This is a genomic window from Serratia silvae (assembly GCF_023282985.1).
GTDB lineage: Bacteria > Pseudomonadota > Gammaproteobacteria > Enterobacterales > Enterobacteriaceae > Chania > Chania silvae.
Window position 1 is genome coordinate 1 of sequence record NZ_JAGQDC010000021.1, and the last position, 15,019, is coordinate 15,019.

Below are 15,019 nucleotides of genomic sequence, written 5' to 3' on the forward strand. Positions count from 1 at the left end.
TGTTGCATTAAGTGAGGTGGAACTATGCCCCCGTTGGCTTCGATGTATGCTGCCGTCTCTGTATAGCTCCAGTCGTGTTCCTTTTGCTGCTCGTAAGCCATCGAGATCAGATTAAGCGTGTTCATCTTGATGCTGTGGACTTCTTCCTCTCGGCGGGCCTTCAGCATTGCAGATCGCAGGGCGCTTAATGACTTTGCTGTCTCTCCAATTCCCACGCTGACGTTGAGTAACATCTGCAACTTTTTGTGATCGGGGTGAGTGCCTCTGTCTTCTTTTTTTTCACCGGCGTGATCTTCCGCCTCCTCGTCCAGTAAATCTAAAGAGCGATTTCGGGCCCGCTCCATGAGTTTTAAGTGGGAGTAGACCATCGCCATGGAACGAGCTTCGATAGTGTTCAGAAAATTGGGATCGCTCATCTCCTCCAGGGCGTCTTCAATATCTTGCGGTCGCGGCGATGCGTAACGACCGTGGATAATGCAATCCTCATTCATCTGCCCAAACCGGCGACCGCCCCGGGGTTTAGGCACATGGACGAGGGCTGTATCGTCAACCCCATTAGACGCGGGTGATATGATCTTTTTGTCGCTTCGATGATCACTACTTTTTTGTGATCTTTTTGAGGCTGGCGTGTCAGCGCTAAATGGCGCATCACCAGTTCTGGCGCGACGTGCGCGGCTTTTTCTGTGGGCAGTGATCACATGATCACTATCATCAACAACGGTGTGATCACCTGAATGATCACGCTTTTGATCACCTTTCGTGATCTTTTTGGCCACGGCTTTTTTGCCGCGTTTGGGTTGGGGAGCCTGCCCTTCGGCGGAGGCCTTCTTTTTCAGCTCTCTGCGGGCCGTGTTGGGGTTCAACCCGTGCGCTTCAGCATATTCCTTAACAGTGATCCCCCGCTCGCTCTGAAGCGCGGCAAAACGTTCTCTGTGTTCGTCCCAACTCATTGATGCTACTCAGGCCTTTTTTCAATACATGGCAGGCTGTATATCAAAAGTGAGTAATGAAACCGGCACCCCTATCTACAATCATGTTTTCGTAATCATTAACCAATAAAATGCAATTGATTATCAGGTATTCGCTTGATTAAGGGATCCCGGTGCGATAATCTTCTCGCCGTGTTTACCTAACAGAGAAAGGCGAAAAAATGAGTAAAAACAATCCGGTTTATGTGGCTCTGGACTGCGGTTCTGGCAACGTTGCAACAGTCATGGAAAACAAAGGCGCGGTACAAATCCGTGTCACTCCATCGTTTGTATCGCGGGTGCTTGGCCAGGCGCATGAGAGTGACTCGAAAACTAACTGGGTGACAATAGGTGCCAGCGGCGAACTGGAAACCTACACAGTGATGAATAAAGCGGTCGGGGCTATTGATACCCGGACACCAGACTATCAGCTGAGTGCCGCTTGCCGCGTGCTGGTCGTGAACGCCCTAACCTCACTTAAGCTTGGCGGCCGCAAAGTTATTATCGCCGACACGCTGCCGGCCGATCAGTATTACGACGATAACAACGCTATCAATCGCCAACAAATCGAACTGAAGCGTAAATCCTTAATGACTGCTGTCACAAACGCCACCAGCGATATCGCGGCTCCTGACATTGTATGCGTCGAAATCATGCCCGAGGCTGTGACAGCTTATAACGCCGCGCTGTATACCCAAGACGGGCAAGACAACCCTTACCTGATTGGTGCCAAGGATGTGGCCATCGTTGATATTGGCCGCTATACATGCGACATAGCGCACCTGGACTGTGATAACCACACCCTGTTCTCACGCGGAACTACGCCGCGTGGTGTACACATCATGCTTGAAGCAGTGAAGCTGCAAATGCTGGCCCAGGCAGAAACCATTGGCATCCCGGTAGAAAAGATCCGCGCCATGACGCTTGACGATATCGATGCGATCGTTCGCAAGGGCTACTACGGTTCGTCTATCGAGGCGCTGAAGGATAAGCGAATCTATCTCGATGACATCATCACTGCGGCGGCCGCCAGCTTTGCCAGCGAAATTAACTATTATCTTAAAACGATCGTTAAGTCGCTTGGCAGCATTGATGCCCTGATTATTGTCGGTGGCGGCGCTTATTATATTTGCGGCCTGCTCCGTGGGATCCCTAACTTTGCCGATTGGCATGATAACGTGGTTGTGCCCCACCAGCCTGAGACTGCTGTTGCGCGTGGCGCTTATCTAGCTTTACTCGCCCGGCATGATGTAGAAGACGAACAATCTGAAATAGAGGCTTAATTTATGGCTGATAACAAACGCCGCTTGCTCCAGCTCAATCTAGACAAGGTTGCCGTGCACAGCTACTACGGTAAACGCTTTGTCGATAAGCACCAGAAACTAGACGCGCTAGCATCGCGGCAGGCTCTCCTGTTCAACTCGATCAGCATCGGTAACATGGTTATTGAGAGCGGCTTAGATAGCGCATTCAAGGCGCTGGATAATTCGACGTTTGCTAACGCCAATAAAGCGGAAAGGGCCGAAATGATTTTGCGCGCCCTGGAACTGTTCTGCGGTGTCCGGCCCACCAGCACTAGCAACAGCGCCAATGCTCTTACGCCAGTGCCGCAGGAACCTGAGCGATCCGAGCCCGATCTGACTTCAGCGCCACCTGTCAAAGCACGCAAGCAACCTACACAGCCTGATGTTGCAGAATCGGTTGAAGGCGAATCCACCAGCGTGATGGCCATGCCGCCAAAAGGTAGCAAGAGGCGAACGTTTACCGCTAAAGGGTAGCCAGAAGCGAACGTTTAGCTAATATCCGATGAAATAGTTCCCTACCAAAAGCCATTGCTCTTAGCGTGGCTTTTTCTTTTTCCTCGCCCAGTAACGTCTCTTTGATGACTGTTGTCGACAGATCGATTCTCCGGCCGTTGCGGAACTTGAAATAGTGGCTGCTGATCGCCTTAAGGTGGAACGTTCTAGGCCGCACATCATCGTCTAGTACACAATCAGCCTGCGCGGAGCGGTAAAACCCCTTCAGGCGAATGTATATGTCGTTCTTTTCAACGAGGAGGCCTGGATAGGCTTTCTGAAGCAGGACTGTTAACTCTGGGGCCGACACCGGCCGGTTCAACCGCAGCATAAAATCGGCGACTTCTGCGCTACTGATGCGCGGGCACTTTTCCTGCATAGCAACTTTCCTTACCGCTTGTCACTAATAAACTAATTAATTTTACATAACGATAATAACGGCCGGTTTATGAAGTATCAATCTAAACAGCCAGGCAAAGTTCACAAGTGTTAAAGGCCAGGCGTGGCTTTCTTGTCCTCGTTAGTCTAATTGTCTAATTATTTGTTTACAGGCACCCTCAATGAGGGTATTGTCATGCTCATGGAAGCACTTAGCCGCTAACTTCAAGAAGGACTGGACAATGAGCAAGACAGCAATCAACGCACTGATAAAAGCACAAGATATAGTCACCGCTGCTGGTGTATCCCTTGATCTTGTTGGTTACCTTACAAGTGCCTGGCGTAAGAATTGGCGGAGCGCTGACCATATGGCCAGCCTCATCATTGATTCAGTCGCTAATGCTTTCCAGTGCGAGAACAGCACTACCTTAGATGCAAACCTTTATAACGACATGAGCCAAGCGGCTACTGGTTATGTTGAATCCAACCTCGATACCTGGAACCAAGCAGAATTTAGCAAGCTGAATAGAACTATCGCCGATGAGTTGATGCGCCTGGCTGAGATGGTAGAAAAGAACACTATTTTTGAGGCTCATGCCGCAGCACTGGTAATGAATCACGAAATTGATGAGCTGGCGCAGAAACTTGCCGACAGACGTTGCTACTGGATGAGTGCAGAAGCTGTACGCAATAACCAACAGGACGTAATCGCACAATACAAACGTGATGCTTTCAACAACGGCCCTCGCGTGGCTAATCACATCATCAAGGTGATTGTTAATGCTCGGCGAATTGCTGAGACGTTGACAGGGTACCTTGAAACAGAACCTCAATCAGTAGCAGAACATACCCACTCAGATATCCCATTTTAATCAGCCGCGCCCTACGGGGCGCTTCGTTAATACCACTAAGAGGGTTTCACGATGGGATATTTACTAAACAAATTTTACATGCTTAAAGGCGCTACAGCATTCAAACGGGCGAATGGCACCGTAGTAGCAAGCCTGACAGTAAAGCTAAATCGCGATGATTGGCAAATGATCAACGCGATGGTGGAAGGCGCATATAACGCCGGGCTCGCCGCTGGCAGTGAACAGCGCGCAGCGGAAATCCGTGAAGCCTTGGGTTTAGAAAAATAGAAGGTTTGATGATGCAACTCGAACAAAAAGCAGATTGGCGGCGACAACGATAGCGAATACCAAATTTACCTAGCCTGCGCTGACGATGGTAAAGGTAACGAATTCATGACAGGCAAGCCGCTGAAAACCTATGACGAATGGGTTAATAGCTAAACAAGAACAGAGGATTGCACGATGGAAAAACAACACGTCAACATTACACAGATGCGCGTCGGAGACATCGTTTACGCGCACGGAGCTCGTTTCCGCATCAAGGAAATCCGTAATTATGCGTTGAGCTCTTATCCTACCCGTCAAGGGCCGCAGCATGTAGCTGTGAATAAGGACTGGAACTTCCAAGGAAACCACAACGTTAGTTTGTGGATTGAACCACGCAGCCATTAATACCCACCGCGCCTTACGGGGCGCACAACGGAAAGAGCATTGGAGCCGTACGCGGAAGCGCGAAAGGCCGACCAACACCAGGGGAACGGCAACGATGATATGCGTTGCAGCGACTCCAGTGCTCTCCCCGTTGTGGTGTAGCTCAGTGGTCAGAGCGGGCTATGGAATAATACGTATGTTGCAGGTGATGAGGTCGAGGGGGAATGATATGCCACGGTTTGTGATTGTGACAATGTTGGAAGATGGCGACGAAGAGTTTGTGCATATCAGGAACGGCATTGAAGGATCGGATTATGTGACATTGTGCGGCTTAGATGGTGGCGTTTCAGGCTCAGAACAATCATCAAGGCCTGCGTCAAAAAATGCAAAGGTAACTTGCCGTCAATGCTGGGGGATCTGGCTGGCGTGTCGTGGACTAAAAACAACCGACTTTAAGGCGGAGTGATGGAAAATCGTATCCGTTCATTGCGGCAGTTTCGAGCTGGCACAAGCGAATATAGCATAGATGGCTATATCCACTGGCTGAAGAACGACGCTATGTTTTTTGACGCTGACTACCAGCGCGGTTACGTCTGGGGGGAAGAACAGCAGCAGGCCTTTTTGCATGCGATCGTTGCTGGCTTTCCACTTGGCCATGTGGCCATTGCCAAAACCCCAGACTGGTGTGAAAAAGAAGGCCCGTATCTGGAAGTAGTCGATGGTAAGCAGCGTCTTACAACGCTGAAGCTCTTTATCACAAACAGCATCCCCTTTATCATCGATGGCACGCCGGTATACTGGCGCGAACTGAGCAGGCCTGAACAACTCGCATTCGGCAAGACCAGTCTGCCCGCAGTGATACTTGATGACGCTGGCCGGAATGACCTTCTGAATTATTTTATTGCGGTCAACTTTACCGGCGTTCCGCAGAGCGAAGAGCATAAGCGCCACGTATTGAAACTGAAGGGAGAGTGACATGGCCGAGCTAACAGCAGAAGAAGCGAAGTGGGTTAAGCAAGTGAACGCCCTTCTAAAAAAATGCCCATCTAAGCGGATCGGCTTCTATACCATCGGTGATGATTGTGTCGGGCTTTACGACACGGACTATCAAGATGAGATCGACGCGGCGGATGTCGACTTAGTTCCGGCGCTTAACAAAACCGGACACGGATTTAGCGAGGATATTTATTTTCCTAATGCTGTCCAAGGCGTATGCGGCTAAGGGGTGATGCATGACCAGATCAACGGTAACTATCGCCAGCGATGTATCAATGCACGGCAGCGCGAGCGTAGAAGAGCAGCAATCTATTGCGCTGGAATTGATATCGCTCCGTAGGGAATTGCTGTCAGAAAGGGAGGCGCAGAGCAAACAGGCTGATTTGTATTTGTGCCGTGTTACCCGTGGCGGGGAGGAACTGTATTCGCCGTGCGGTAAGGACTACCCTCGCGGCAGGGGATATTTCACCGCCCCACCTACACCAGCGTCGCTAGATTTTGGCAAACTGGCAAAGGAGATAGTAGAGAACCTAGTTGACTGTGGCCCTGTTGACGATGATTTAATTGCTCAGTATGAGGCATTTGTCCAAAAGACCTGCCGCGCCGCAATGCTCGGCTCTAGGTCAAAGTCGAGTTAAAAAGATAATGAGAAAATCACCGACACCACAAGAAATAAGAGCCGCCCGCGATTCGGCTAAGTTAACACAAGGCGCAGCTGCTGCCCTGGTACATTCTGCCGCTGGCACATGGCAACAATGGGAAGCCGGTGACAGAAAGATGCACCTCGGCTTCTGGGAGCTATTTTTGATAAAAACAAAGCAGTTGGAACTATTCGTAATACAAGCAGAAGGAACGCCATAATGAAACTGGAGAAAACAGTTAAAACGGTTCGTGCAACCGTTATCTATAGTGCGGTTGTAGAGTCTGTTGTCGTGCGAGGCGGAGAAGACGTACTGACGAAAGAGCAAGAACTATCAGGATCCATATCCGTAGAGTTTCCTTCTGACCCCCACCCTCTCTACGCTTCCGTTCTCATTGCCGATGCAATTTGCAAGGCTAATAACATTGAGATCAAGGGGCGAAATGTATCAGTGCCTGGCGTAAGTGTTGAGCGAGTTCGTAATGATAAAAAAATTAGTATTGGGCGCACCTCTGGCCCTGGAATGGCGCTGATAGACGGGTACATGACCCTATCATTGGATCTAGATGCTAACACGCAGTGGCTGACTGAAATTGCTAGTAATTGCCCTGGGGAGTTCACCCAGGCGTCATACCTGGACGCAATGCTGAAATCCTATGAGTAATAGCGCCGAGGGTGGCGCTAATAAGCGTTGGCAGAGTACGGTGTTTGAGTTATTGTAGGTTCACTGCCGTACAGGCAGAAAAAGCGTTAAATTTCAATTTAAACAATGAATTATCTCCTTAACGTACGTTTTCGTTCCATTGGCCCTCAGACCCCGAAAAGCCCCACTCGCTGGGGCTTTTGCATTCTATGCTCTACTACCAGAAATCATTATCGTGAATGGCTGGTCTGGTGTCGGCTCTGAGGCTGAGTTTTCGATAATAAAACCAACCTCCTCGATCTTCCCGCAACAACGGTAGCTCATCTTCCGGCAAATCGGTGAAAATAGAACGAGCAAGCCGCTCTTGCTCTTCCGTCATGCCGATATAGCACTGGTTTTCATGGGTGATTAATGCCCCATCAGGATGGCGTATATCCGTAGGCGGTCGATCCATTGTTTCAATTTCTCAGTTGATATGTTCATGCATCACCCTGCTTTCGCTCAAGATACTGGCTGTATCTGTTGTGGCCACACTTGTTACATTTCCATTCGCTACGAGCATACAGAGCTTCATCACCGTGAATTGTTCTGATAAGTAGATATTCGTGTTTGCAGAACATTATCTTAAACATTCCCATTACCCCTCCTCAAGCAGTGCTTTGCCTTCGTTAGTGAACAGAACACCGGCGCAGTCATCGGCATAAGAGCAAAACCCAGGATTGTCGATGATTGGCATGCCGGAGTTATCAGCTTCGCAATCAGCGTTATCACCAGGAAGGATGTCCTTAACATACTCTCCGTTGTATGCGGTTGGCCATCATGCCTCCTTTGCAGTTGAGCAAAGCGCGTCACGCAGGCCTAAATAGAGCGATTCAGCCTCATTTCGATACAGCATAAACTCGCGGCCAGGCACGGAACCCATCTGTGTCCGATAGAACTCGCCAGTGGACTCACACTTGAAATCTCCTCGTCGTGGGTCTGTGTCCGGGCTTGTGATGATCGGATGCTGTAACCCAGGATCCGCCGATCGTTCCGCACCTGGTGCGTTCTCTTTCACATATTCATCAAGCTCCACCTGGTCTGACGGCAACCATTCCTCTACGACCTGCACACAAACACACTCATCCTCAACCCAAGCGCCACGATCATGGTCATAACGATGCACAGAAAAGCCACCAGCGTTATCGCGCTCTGCCAGGGTATAACTGTCATACGGGCCGCCATACGTCGGCACATAGCCCAGGTCTGGATGGTTAAGCCACATGAAGAGCTTACGGCCGGTGATTGGATCGACGTCGGGGCACCAGCGCTGATTAATTGCTTTAAGGATTCGCAGTTCCGCTGCTTCTGCGCGCTGCTCTGCTGCGGCCAGTTTCTGCACCGGTGTTAAGCCCTCGACGCGCTGCATAGTGACCGTCATTGGGCCCACATCGTCATGTTTGAATGTCAGTTCGAGGTAATTGATCGCCCCGGAGGCTTTGAACTGCTCAGCAAAGGCTCCTGCCATGAGCCGGACGGCAAACCCGGAGAACGAGAAACCAAAGCTGCCGTCTGGTTTCGCCTCAGCCTTGTTGAGTCGCACCTCACCGGCAAGGAACTCGCCCAGGCTTTTGCCCGCGATGCGTTCAGTATCGATACCAGCAAAGGCATTAACACAGGCAATGGTGCGCTCGTCCTGCTCCGCCAGCGCTGCCCAGGCAGATTGCACAATTTCGTTTTCTAACTGCTTGAATGCCCGGTAGAGCGTTGTATTTTCTGGCATACCGCAGTCGGTCATCAGCCGCATGATGGCTTCATCGCTTTTTTCATTCGTCCAAACGGCTTTGCTCTTATCCATGACTTATGCTCCTTTGAAATGCGAAAAAATCACCACCAGCGTTCATGTGGCTAATCAGTTGTTGATACTCGGCCGCGATCGCTTTCTGTCGCTCTATTTCGGCCTGTAAGGCTGTTACACAGTCTTGCTGATAAAGGGGGGTAACTTTCCAGCCTCGGGAAATCCAGCCCTTAGCGACGTTCTCAGACCGCGTTATTGCTATGCCAGCGAATGGCCCGCCATCATGCCGCCACGCCACCGGTTGAGCTGGTACCTCGATATCAGTGCAGTGGCTCATCGTTGCGCCTCAGTTCAATAGCGGTGCTGAACTCAAGCCCGCGCACCATCCAGCCTTCAGACAGCAGTTTGCTGGCCGAAGGGTATCTCTCGGGTGAAATTGAGGTTACAAAAGACTCATTACTGCGGTGCTCCCACAACCAGTAAACTGGCTGTTTCTCTAGCCGAGCCAGTAGCTCGCTGGCAATACGGACGAGCTTTTGCAGCGGTAAGCCTTCTTCACAGAGTTTTTTGCTCTCTGCGATGTATTCACGCAGCTCCTCGATGCTGACCGGCTCGTTATCCTTATTCATGCCCGCTGCTCCTGTGCAATCAAATAGACGATCATCGCGGCGCGGAGCGGTTTTTTATCCGGTACCGACCTGCCCGTTCCATATTTGTCGTGAGCTTCCCAAAATCCGCCATTAAAACGGTAAGGCACCAGTGAAATTTTGTTCTCAGCGATAATCGGCCAGGCCTGCTCAGCGTTATTGCAGTAATCAGCATTGCCCTGGTACTTGTTCCCCTTGTCATAAAAAGTGGTTTCAAAGCGCCACAACTCGACGCTCTCCGGATAATGAGGGGCTATTCTGGCGATATAGCCGAGAGACTCAGCCACGCGCTTGTTAATCTCAAAGTCCGGTACCTTGCTAAGCCCTAACTCATCTAGTTCGCTAAATTTGATCATCCGTTTTCACCACCAGCCATTTCACCGCGTGCTGTAAGCTCTGTTACCCAAAAATTCCGCAGGTTATGCGGCTCATCAGGCGCGTGCTTCATACCACAAGCTTCACAACAACCAGGACGAACCGACGTTACGACTTGAGCCGCAACGGTTTCGGTCTTTTCTACGCAGTTGGTGGCCATATCGATGGTTGTTTTCTGGATGGGGATCCCATGGGCGATCATTCGATATCTCCATTGTTAAAGACCGACGCCCACCAGGCTTCCAAAAGGTCATTAGGCGCTGTGACTGACTCACCTAATTTAGCGTCTACTACTGCACGGCAGATGGCGATTAGTGGGGTCGGGCCGGTTGCCCTCCCGATGTTGGGGATCTCCAACTCTCCAATAGACTTCAGGTCATTTTGATTAGTGTGTTGGATTGGTACAATCGCTGTCCAATGCTCGATTTTTTCCCACCGGCCTCTACCGCGCCCAAAATTCAAATGCCGTGTAGTTGGGGGCTGAAGTGATATCTCGAACTGTTCGATCAGCGGCCCGCACTGCCCCCAATTAGTCGATGGTTCAAAGCGAACGGGGCCATGTTCTGGCTGCTTTTCCATAACCTCGTTGAATGGGTTTATGAACATATCGATATCAAGCGCCTTGGCCACGGCCCAATTAAGTGCTTTTCCTGCTAGACATTTTGTATTGATAACCACCCTATTCCTCCTCAGATTTATAGCTACCGTACCACCAGCCATCGCTGTTCTTTTCAAGATCGATACGTCTGTTTATTTTCTCCGGTTTGATAATTGCCTCAATAACCGCAGAAGGGACGGTAAATTGCCCACCGATACCGCCGGGGCCACAGAGTTTATTTCTCAATCCTTCGCCGAGGCGTAGCCTTACTTCCTTTTTCTCAACGTTGATTTGCATTTCCACTGTCTTTTCACCAGCCAAAACACTCTTAGATATGTAGGCAACCCTGTTTTTTCTTATTGTTAAGAATTTGCCTGTTTTGCTTGAGGTGACAATGTGTTTTGATATTTCGTTCATCGATATAAATGCCATTGATTTCCTTTCTCCTCATGCGTCATCACTACATAACTTTTTGTTCATGCCGCGTATTCGTTTTCAATCTCATTATCAGCGCACTGAAATGGCTCGCATGACTCAGTGCAACAGGGATAGAAAGCGGCTCTGCCACATCACAAGGAACAGCTACTGTGTCGCAGCCGTTGTTGTAGTAATCCAGCTGCTTTCTAATTTGGCTTTCCGTGTAACGGCCAGCTGTTTCTAAGCGTCCTCGGTAACCCGAATTATTAGCCGCCCACAAAAGGATATAAGGGCTACTACGCTGCGTATGGCCAACGCTAATGACGAAATACTCGCGTTCAACAACCATCACACAGCCTCTCTAACTTGATTCATGTAACGGATAATCTCTCTACCTGCCCATTCGCCAACTTGCTTGCTTACTCCATTACCAATCTGCCGGTAGGCCGAAGAGTCGGATACAGGGAAGTTAAACCAGTCAGGAACGCCCTGAAGGCGGGCATATTCGCGAACTGAATACGGGCGAACACCGAGCGGAAAGCGCTTATCAACCACCAGCCGAGTGCTTTTATCTTTCGCATAGTGAGCGATGCACGTCGGAGCTACGTCACCCTTTGCCGGATCGCTGATAATTGGTAGATCACGATAAGCCCCGCTCATTCGGGCCTTGATTGCCGTTGGCAGCGTAACTTTCGGCTCATCTTCCAAAATGTCAGCGAGTGCTATCGGCTTGGTATTCTCCGGCGGCCGAATAGCAAACGGGCGGCGGGTGCCGATAATGATTAGGCGGTTGCGACGCTGTGGCAGCCATGTTTCTGACTTAACCGGGCAGAACACTGTCACGTAGTAGTCAGGCATCTTTGTCATAGCTTCCATGACGATCGGGAAAGCCAGCATGCCGGGGACGTTCTCTGCAACAAAGAACTCAGGGCGAGCAATGAACATATGGCGCAGAGCATGAAGATAAAGCTCGTCACCAGTACGCGTTCCATGAATATCGCCGATCGTTGAATACTTGGTGCAGGGATATGTGAAGAACATCCCGTGGCATTCCGCCTGCTCCAGCACCAGCTCCTGTGTCAAATCACATTGCTTAATATGGCCGCCAAGATTGTGGCGATATGTCTTACAGGCGTCAGCGTCCATTTCAAACGCCTGGTTGATTTGGATACCGGCCTCCATCAGGCCGATATCCATTAAGCCAGCACCGCAGAAGTAAGAATTAGCCGTTACCTCCATCCCTGGGCCTCCACGCGCTTGAACTCGATTACCCATACCCAGGGGCTTTCCGAGCCGTAGATTGATAGCCACAGTCCACGGAATGCCAATCCAGCTTCCATTGGGCCAGAGGCAGCAATTACGCCCTCTGCACGGGCGTCTTGTTGGCTCATGCTGCACAACCGCTCAACGCGAACGGCGGTGATTTCCAGCAAGATGCGCGATGCCAAACGCGGCATGTGAAGCGATGGCTTCCAGCATGAACGCCCATCTACGAATAAGACTGGGCGCGCTTTCATCCTACATTCTCCAGGGCGATCGCCCCTTCTTCAGGATAAATAGCATCTTCTGCAAGCCAGCCATGATAGTTCGGCTTTCCATTCTCACCAGCAATAACACCCTGGCGGATAATTACTTCTGTGACCAGGCCTACCCCTGGATCTACCTTGGTGGAGATTCCCATAAAGTCACAAAGAGCAATTAATTTTTGAGTAGTTATATTGAAGCTTTCGTTTTTTTCCACTTTGAACACCCCAGAAGTTAATTATTAGTCATAGTTTTTTGATTCAGGCCTTTCCCTATATTCTTTGTCTGATGCGGCAGCTACCCACACTGCGGAGGCCACCCACACTAAAAACCCAATCGCCAGCAGAAGAAACGGAAGTCCCTGGGTAAATAAACCCCATATATCCATAATTAACCTCTTGGGGCTGTAATACGTTTCCAGATTGCAGTGAGATATTTTATTTGGTGAATAGCATCATCAACGGGATGATGTTTTTCACCTTCGAATGGCATTTCTTTTTTGGGGTTGAAACCAATAGCCCTACCCGCTTTAACGACTGTACGCACATCACAATCGTTCCAAAACGCCCAGAATGGTAAGAGGCCACAGCGTTGGTATGCAGTGCGAGTTATCGTGTTATCAAACGTTGAGCCATTTCCCCAAACCTGCACATGATCCAATTCTTTACTACTATGCTTTTTAATAAAACTGGTCAGGCGCTTAAGGACTACTGCGTTATTTTCAGGTTTTTGCGTGAGTGCCTCACGAACTTCTGCACTCTGACTTAACAACCAATAAATTGTATCGCCGTCAGGCTTTGCACCCAGGGCCAACTCGCTATTCAGATCAATAACTGCATAGAATTTTGGCCCTATTTCGCCGGAGTTCAGGTCGAACGGCACGGCGGCGATCGAAAGAATAGGTGCCTGTGGGCCGGTGCCGCCCGTTTCAATATCAATCATAACGTTATACATGTAATCCCTTACCTTTTGCCTTTGCGGTGCTTTTTACTGCGGCCAACTGTTGCCTGCGGTCGTCCCTCTTGAGTAGGCAGGCCCACCAGCCGGTTGATGGTGTCTTCAATGGTGTGTGAGGTTTCGACGTAAAGCGGTTTCTCGATCTCAACTGCGCCGAACTCAGCTTCCCATGCTGCTTTGTAGACATAGGCTACGGCGCGGAGCTTCCGGGCCGTTACTTCACCGATGCCCTTCAGCTTCTCCAGGTCGGTCGTGAAAGCGTTGCCCAGGTGCGCCAGAGTAGTAATTTCCAATTCGGCCATCTTGGCCACGTCAGCTGGTTTCAGCTCCGGGACATCGACAAGCTTCACGCTGTCGGCGTAGGCAAAGAACGCAGCAAGGTGCGGGTTGGTGACGGCGATCAGCTCGTGGTGGGCGCGGGTTAATTCGTTGTAGAGCTCTTCGGGGATCTCGTTTTTGAAAAGAGGCAGGTTCTGGTACTGAACAACACCCCACTCGCTAATGCGCCCCACAAGGTCTACACCGTACGTACTGCGCACGTTGATGTGGAAGGTCAGGTTATTAACGAACGATGGCTGGTCGGCATCCTGCTGCACATTTGGATATGTCAGCGGGTACAGGAAGAAGTGGATGTAGAACTTAAGGCCTGGGTACGTTTCACTCTGCCAGAATTTGTCACCGCAGGAACCGTTGATAATGTCCTTCTCACGACGGGAATAATCGCGGTATTGCAGCAGTGTTATGTGGTCGAGCTGCATTTTTTTGTACGACACAGTGGTGCTGTCGTGCGCATGCATTTCTTTGCCCAGTTTAGTGCGCAAATTGGCTATCTTGGCGCGGGCCTCGCTGAGTTCGTCCTCTGCACTTTTCAGCTTAACGCTCAACCGGCGCAAGGCTTCAGCCTGCTCAGCTTTCATAGCATCGATACGCTGTTTCAGTCGCTCGATCTCACGATCCAGGCTGTTCCGCTCTTCTGCCGTGATGTTTGCTGATTCGCTTAATGCAACGCGCAGAGCATTGAGCTCGTCGTTTTTTATGGAGAGTTGGAGATGCAAATTGGTGATCGTGCTATCGCGTGCTTCAACAACGTCCACCAGCTGATTGTAATCGGCTTTTTCACGGTCATCGAAGGCAACGAAGTTTCTAGCAAGCTTGCCCAGATCCTCCTCCATGCGCTCCATGCTGGCACGAAAAATAGAGTTACCGGCTACATGGCTACAGAAATTGGTTTCCGCTTTCAGAAAGTTAATCTGTGCTACTAGGGTTTCCGCTTCCGGGGCGAATACCTTTTCCTGCTCTGCTACTAAAGCTGTATCAGTCATTCCCTTCTGTCTCCCATTGCTTTTTCGTCATTTTCCCTCGGTACATCACACTTACGAGCGCCGCACCTGGCTCGAGGCCCAATTCGCTCTTGATCACCTCAATTCGGCGGTGGCCAAGACGGTAATGCCGGAAACGTACGCAAATCTGCTCCTGCCCATCACTCTTCTGGAACACCAGTGAAAACCAGTGATACTTACGTCTAAACACCGCCCTACCTCCATGTCCTTATTTGTCTAATTAATTTATTAGTGCAAATAGTACAAAACATCAGAATGAATTGCATTAATTAATTAGACATCTGTGACAAATCACGCTCTGGCGGCACGCATGGCGTAGTAGGCAGGTTACTAGCAAATAGGGGGCTGTATTGGTTGTAATCTTGGTCGCGGAGGGCTATCATTAGGTTGTCGATACTGACCGGAACCAATGAAAGTTGGGGTATTGATACCGGAGCATGTAGATGCTGAAAAGCGCCTTA

At 50.1% G+C, this 15,019-nt stretch carries 23 protein-coding genes and 1 pseudogene; 9 read left to right on the forward strand and 15 right to left on the reverse strand.

Annotation, left to right across the window (positions count from 1 at the left end):
• Positions 1-950 (reverse strand): transposase (locus tag KAJ71_RS20275; RefSeq protein ID WP_248947323.1); only part of this gene is annotated, 950 nt, incomplete at its 3' end.
• 200 nt (positions 951-1,150) lie between these two features.
• Here KAJ71_RS20275 and parM point away from each other — a divergent pair.
• Complete coding sequence (gene parM / locus KAJ71_RS20280; protein ID WP_248947324.1) at positions 1,151-2,251, forward strand: ParM/StbA family protein; 1,101 nt, start codon at positions 1,151-1,153, stop codon at positions 2,249-2,251.
• Positions 2,252-2,254: 3 nt separating this feature from the next.
• Positions 2,255-2,746, forward strand: coding sequence for a hypothetical protein (locus KAJ71_RS20285; protein ID WP_248947325.1), 492 nt, complete (start codon positions 2,255-2,257; stop codon positions 2,744-2,746).
• Here the strand turns inward: KAJ71_RS20285 and KAJ71_RS20290 are convergent.
• Positions 2,736-3,143, reverse strand: a complete 408-nt coding sequence (locus KAJ71_RS20290) for a hypothetical protein (protein ID WP_223665838.1) — start codon at positions 3,141-3,143, stop codon at positions 2,736-2,738. The genes KAJ71_RS20285 and KAJ71_RS20290 overlap by 11 nt on opposite strands.
• A 241-nt stretch (positions 3,144-3,384) precedes the next feature.
• On the opposite strand from KAJ71_RS20290, the gene KAJ71_RS20295 reads away from it, so the two are divergent.
• The 7 genes from KAJ71_RS20295 to KAJ71_RS20325 all read left to right on the forward strand — a co-directional run bounded on the left by KAJ71_RS20295 (position 3,385) and on the right by KAJ71_RS20325 (position 6,944).
• Positions 3,385-4,014 (forward strand): hypothetical protein, encoded by a 630-nt coding sequence (locus KAJ71_RS20295; RefSeq protein ID WP_223665837.1) that lies wholly within the window; start codon positions 3,385-3,387, stop codon positions 4,012-4,014.
• 51 nt (positions 4,015-4,065) lie between these two features.
• Positions 4,066-4,281, forward strand: a complete 216-nt coding sequence (locus KAJ71_RS20300; protein ID WP_248947326.1) for a hypothetical protein — start codon at positions 4,066-4,068, stop codon at positions 4,279-4,281.
• A 174-nt stretch (positions 4,282-4,455) separates the two neighbouring features.
• Positions 4,456-4,665 (forward strand): hypothetical protein, encoded by a 210-nt coding sequence (locus tag KAJ71_RS20305; protein ID WP_248947327.1) that lies wholly within the window; start codon positions 4,456-4,458, stop codon positions 4,663-4,665.
• Between the two features lie 444 nt (positions 4,666-5,109).
• Positions 5,110-5,619, forward strand: coding sequence for a DUF262 domain-containing protein (locus KAJ71_RS20310; protein ID WP_248947328.1), 510 nt, complete (start codon positions 5,110-5,112; stop codon positions 5,617-5,619).
• 1 nt (position 5,620) lies between these two features.
• Positions 5,621-5,866: a hypothetical protein gene (locus KAJ71_RS20315; RefSeq protein WP_248947329.1), complete on the forward strand. Its 246-nt coding sequence runs from the start codon at positions 5,621-5,623 to the stop codon at positions 5,864-5,866.
• 10 nt (positions 5,867-5,876) lie between these two features.
• Entirely contained in the window at positions 5,877-6,278 is a 402-nt protein-coding gene (locus KAJ71_RS20320) for a hypothetical protein (protein ID WP_248947330.1), read from the forward strand.
• Between the two features lie 222 nt (positions 6,279-6,500).
• On the forward strand, positions 6,501-6,944 hold the full coding sequence (locus KAJ71_RS20325) for a hypothetical protein (protein ID WP_248947331.1): 444 nt from the start codon (positions 6,501-6,503) through the stop codon (positions 6,942-6,944).
• A gap of 196 nt (positions 6,945-7,140) precedes the next feature.
• Here the strand turns inward: KAJ71_RS20325 and KAJ71_RS20330 are convergent, their stop codons facing one another.
• The 13 genes and pseudogenes from KAJ71_RS20330 to KAJ71_RS20390 all read right to left on the reverse strand — a co-directional run bounded on the left by KAJ71_RS20330 (position 7,141) and on the right by KAJ71_RS20390 (position 14,540).
• On the reverse strand, positions 7,141-7,377 hold the full coding sequence (locus KAJ71_RS20330; RefSeq protein ID WP_248947332.1) for a hypothetical protein: 237 nt from the start codon (positions 7,375-7,377) through the stop codon (positions 7,141-7,143).
• Between the two features lie 363 nt (positions 7,378-7,740).
• Positions 7,741-8,760 (reverse strand): hypothetical protein, encoded by a 1,020-nt coding sequence (locus KAJ71_RS20335; RefSeq protein WP_248947333.1) that lies wholly within the window; start codon positions 8,758-8,760, stop codon positions 7,741-7,743.
• Between the two features lie 260 nt (positions 8,761-9,020).
• A complete protein-coding gene (locus tag KAJ71_RS20340) occupies positions 9,021-9,329 on the reverse strand; it encodes a hypothetical protein (RefSeq protein WP_248947334.1) in 309 nt (102 codons plus the stop codon).
• On the reverse strand, positions 9,326-9,703 hold the full coding sequence (locus KAJ71_RS20345) for a phage protein NinX family protein (protein ID WP_248947335.1): 378 nt from the start codon (positions 9,701-9,703) through the stop codon (positions 9,326-9,328). Before KAJ71_RS20345 ends, KAJ71_RS20340 begins: the two co-directional genes overlap by 4 nt.
• Positions 9,700-9,924 carry a hypothetical protein gene (locus KAJ71_RS20350; protein WP_248947336.1) on the reverse strand — a complete coding sequence of 75 codons (225 nt, stop codon included), beginning with the start codon at positions 9,922-9,924 and terminating at the stop codon, positions 9,700-9,702. Before KAJ71_RS20350 ends, KAJ71_RS20345 begins: the two co-directional genes overlap by 4 nt.
• Positions 9,921-10,400: a phage protein NinX family protein gene (locus tag KAJ71_RS20355; protein ID WP_248947338.1), complete on the reverse strand. Its 480-nt coding sequence runs from the start codon at positions 10,398-10,400 to the stop codon at positions 9,921-9,923. The genes KAJ71_RS20350 and KAJ71_RS20355 overlap by 4 nt, the downstream gene beginning before the upstream one ends.
• Position 10,401: 1 nt before the next feature.
• Positions 10,402-10,752: a hypothetical protein gene (locus tag KAJ71_RS20360; RefSeq protein WP_248947339.1), complete on the reverse strand. Its 351-nt coding sequence runs from the start codon at positions 10,750-10,752 to the stop codon at positions 10,402-10,404.
• 28 nt (positions 10,753-10,780) lie between these two features.
• On the reverse strand, positions 10,781-11,089 hold the full coding sequence (locus KAJ71_RS20365; RefSeq protein WP_248947340.1) for a hypothetical protein: 309 nt from the start codon (positions 11,087-11,089) through the stop codon (positions 10,781-10,783).
• Positions 11,086-12,012, reverse strand: coding sequence for a DNA cytosine methyltransferase (locus KAJ71_RS20370; protein ID WP_311295076.1), 927 nt, complete (start codon positions 12,010-12,012; stop codon positions 11,086-11,088). The genes KAJ71_RS20365 and KAJ71_RS20370 overlap by 4 nt, the downstream gene beginning before the upstream one ends.
• A pseudogene (locus KAJ71_RS20375) lies at positions 11,967-12,215 on the reverse strand (ASCH domain-containing protein); the annotation flags it as partial. The pseudogene KAJ71_RS20375 and the gene KAJ71_RS20370, both read right to left, overlap by 46 nt.
• Positions 12,216-12,250: 35 nt before the next feature.
• A complete protein-coding gene (locus tag KAJ71_RS20380; RefSeq protein ID WP_248947343.1) occupies positions 12,251-12,478 on the reverse strand; it encodes a hypothetical protein in 228 nt (75 codons plus the stop codon).
• 173 nt (positions 12,479-12,651) lie between these two features.
• Positions 12,652-13,215: a 3'-5' exonuclease gene (locus tag KAJ71_RS20385; RefSeq protein ID WP_248947345.1), complete on the reverse strand. Its 564-nt coding sequence runs from the start codon at positions 13,213-13,215 to the stop codon at positions 12,652-12,654.
• Between the two features lie 8 nt (positions 13,216-13,223).
• Positions 13,224-14,540, reverse strand: a complete 1,317-nt coding sequence (locus tag KAJ71_RS20390; protein WP_248947346.1) for a coiled-coil domain-containing protein — start codon at positions 14,538-14,540, stop codon at positions 13,224-13,226.
• Between the last annotated feature and the right edge of the window lie 479 nt (positions 14,541-15,019).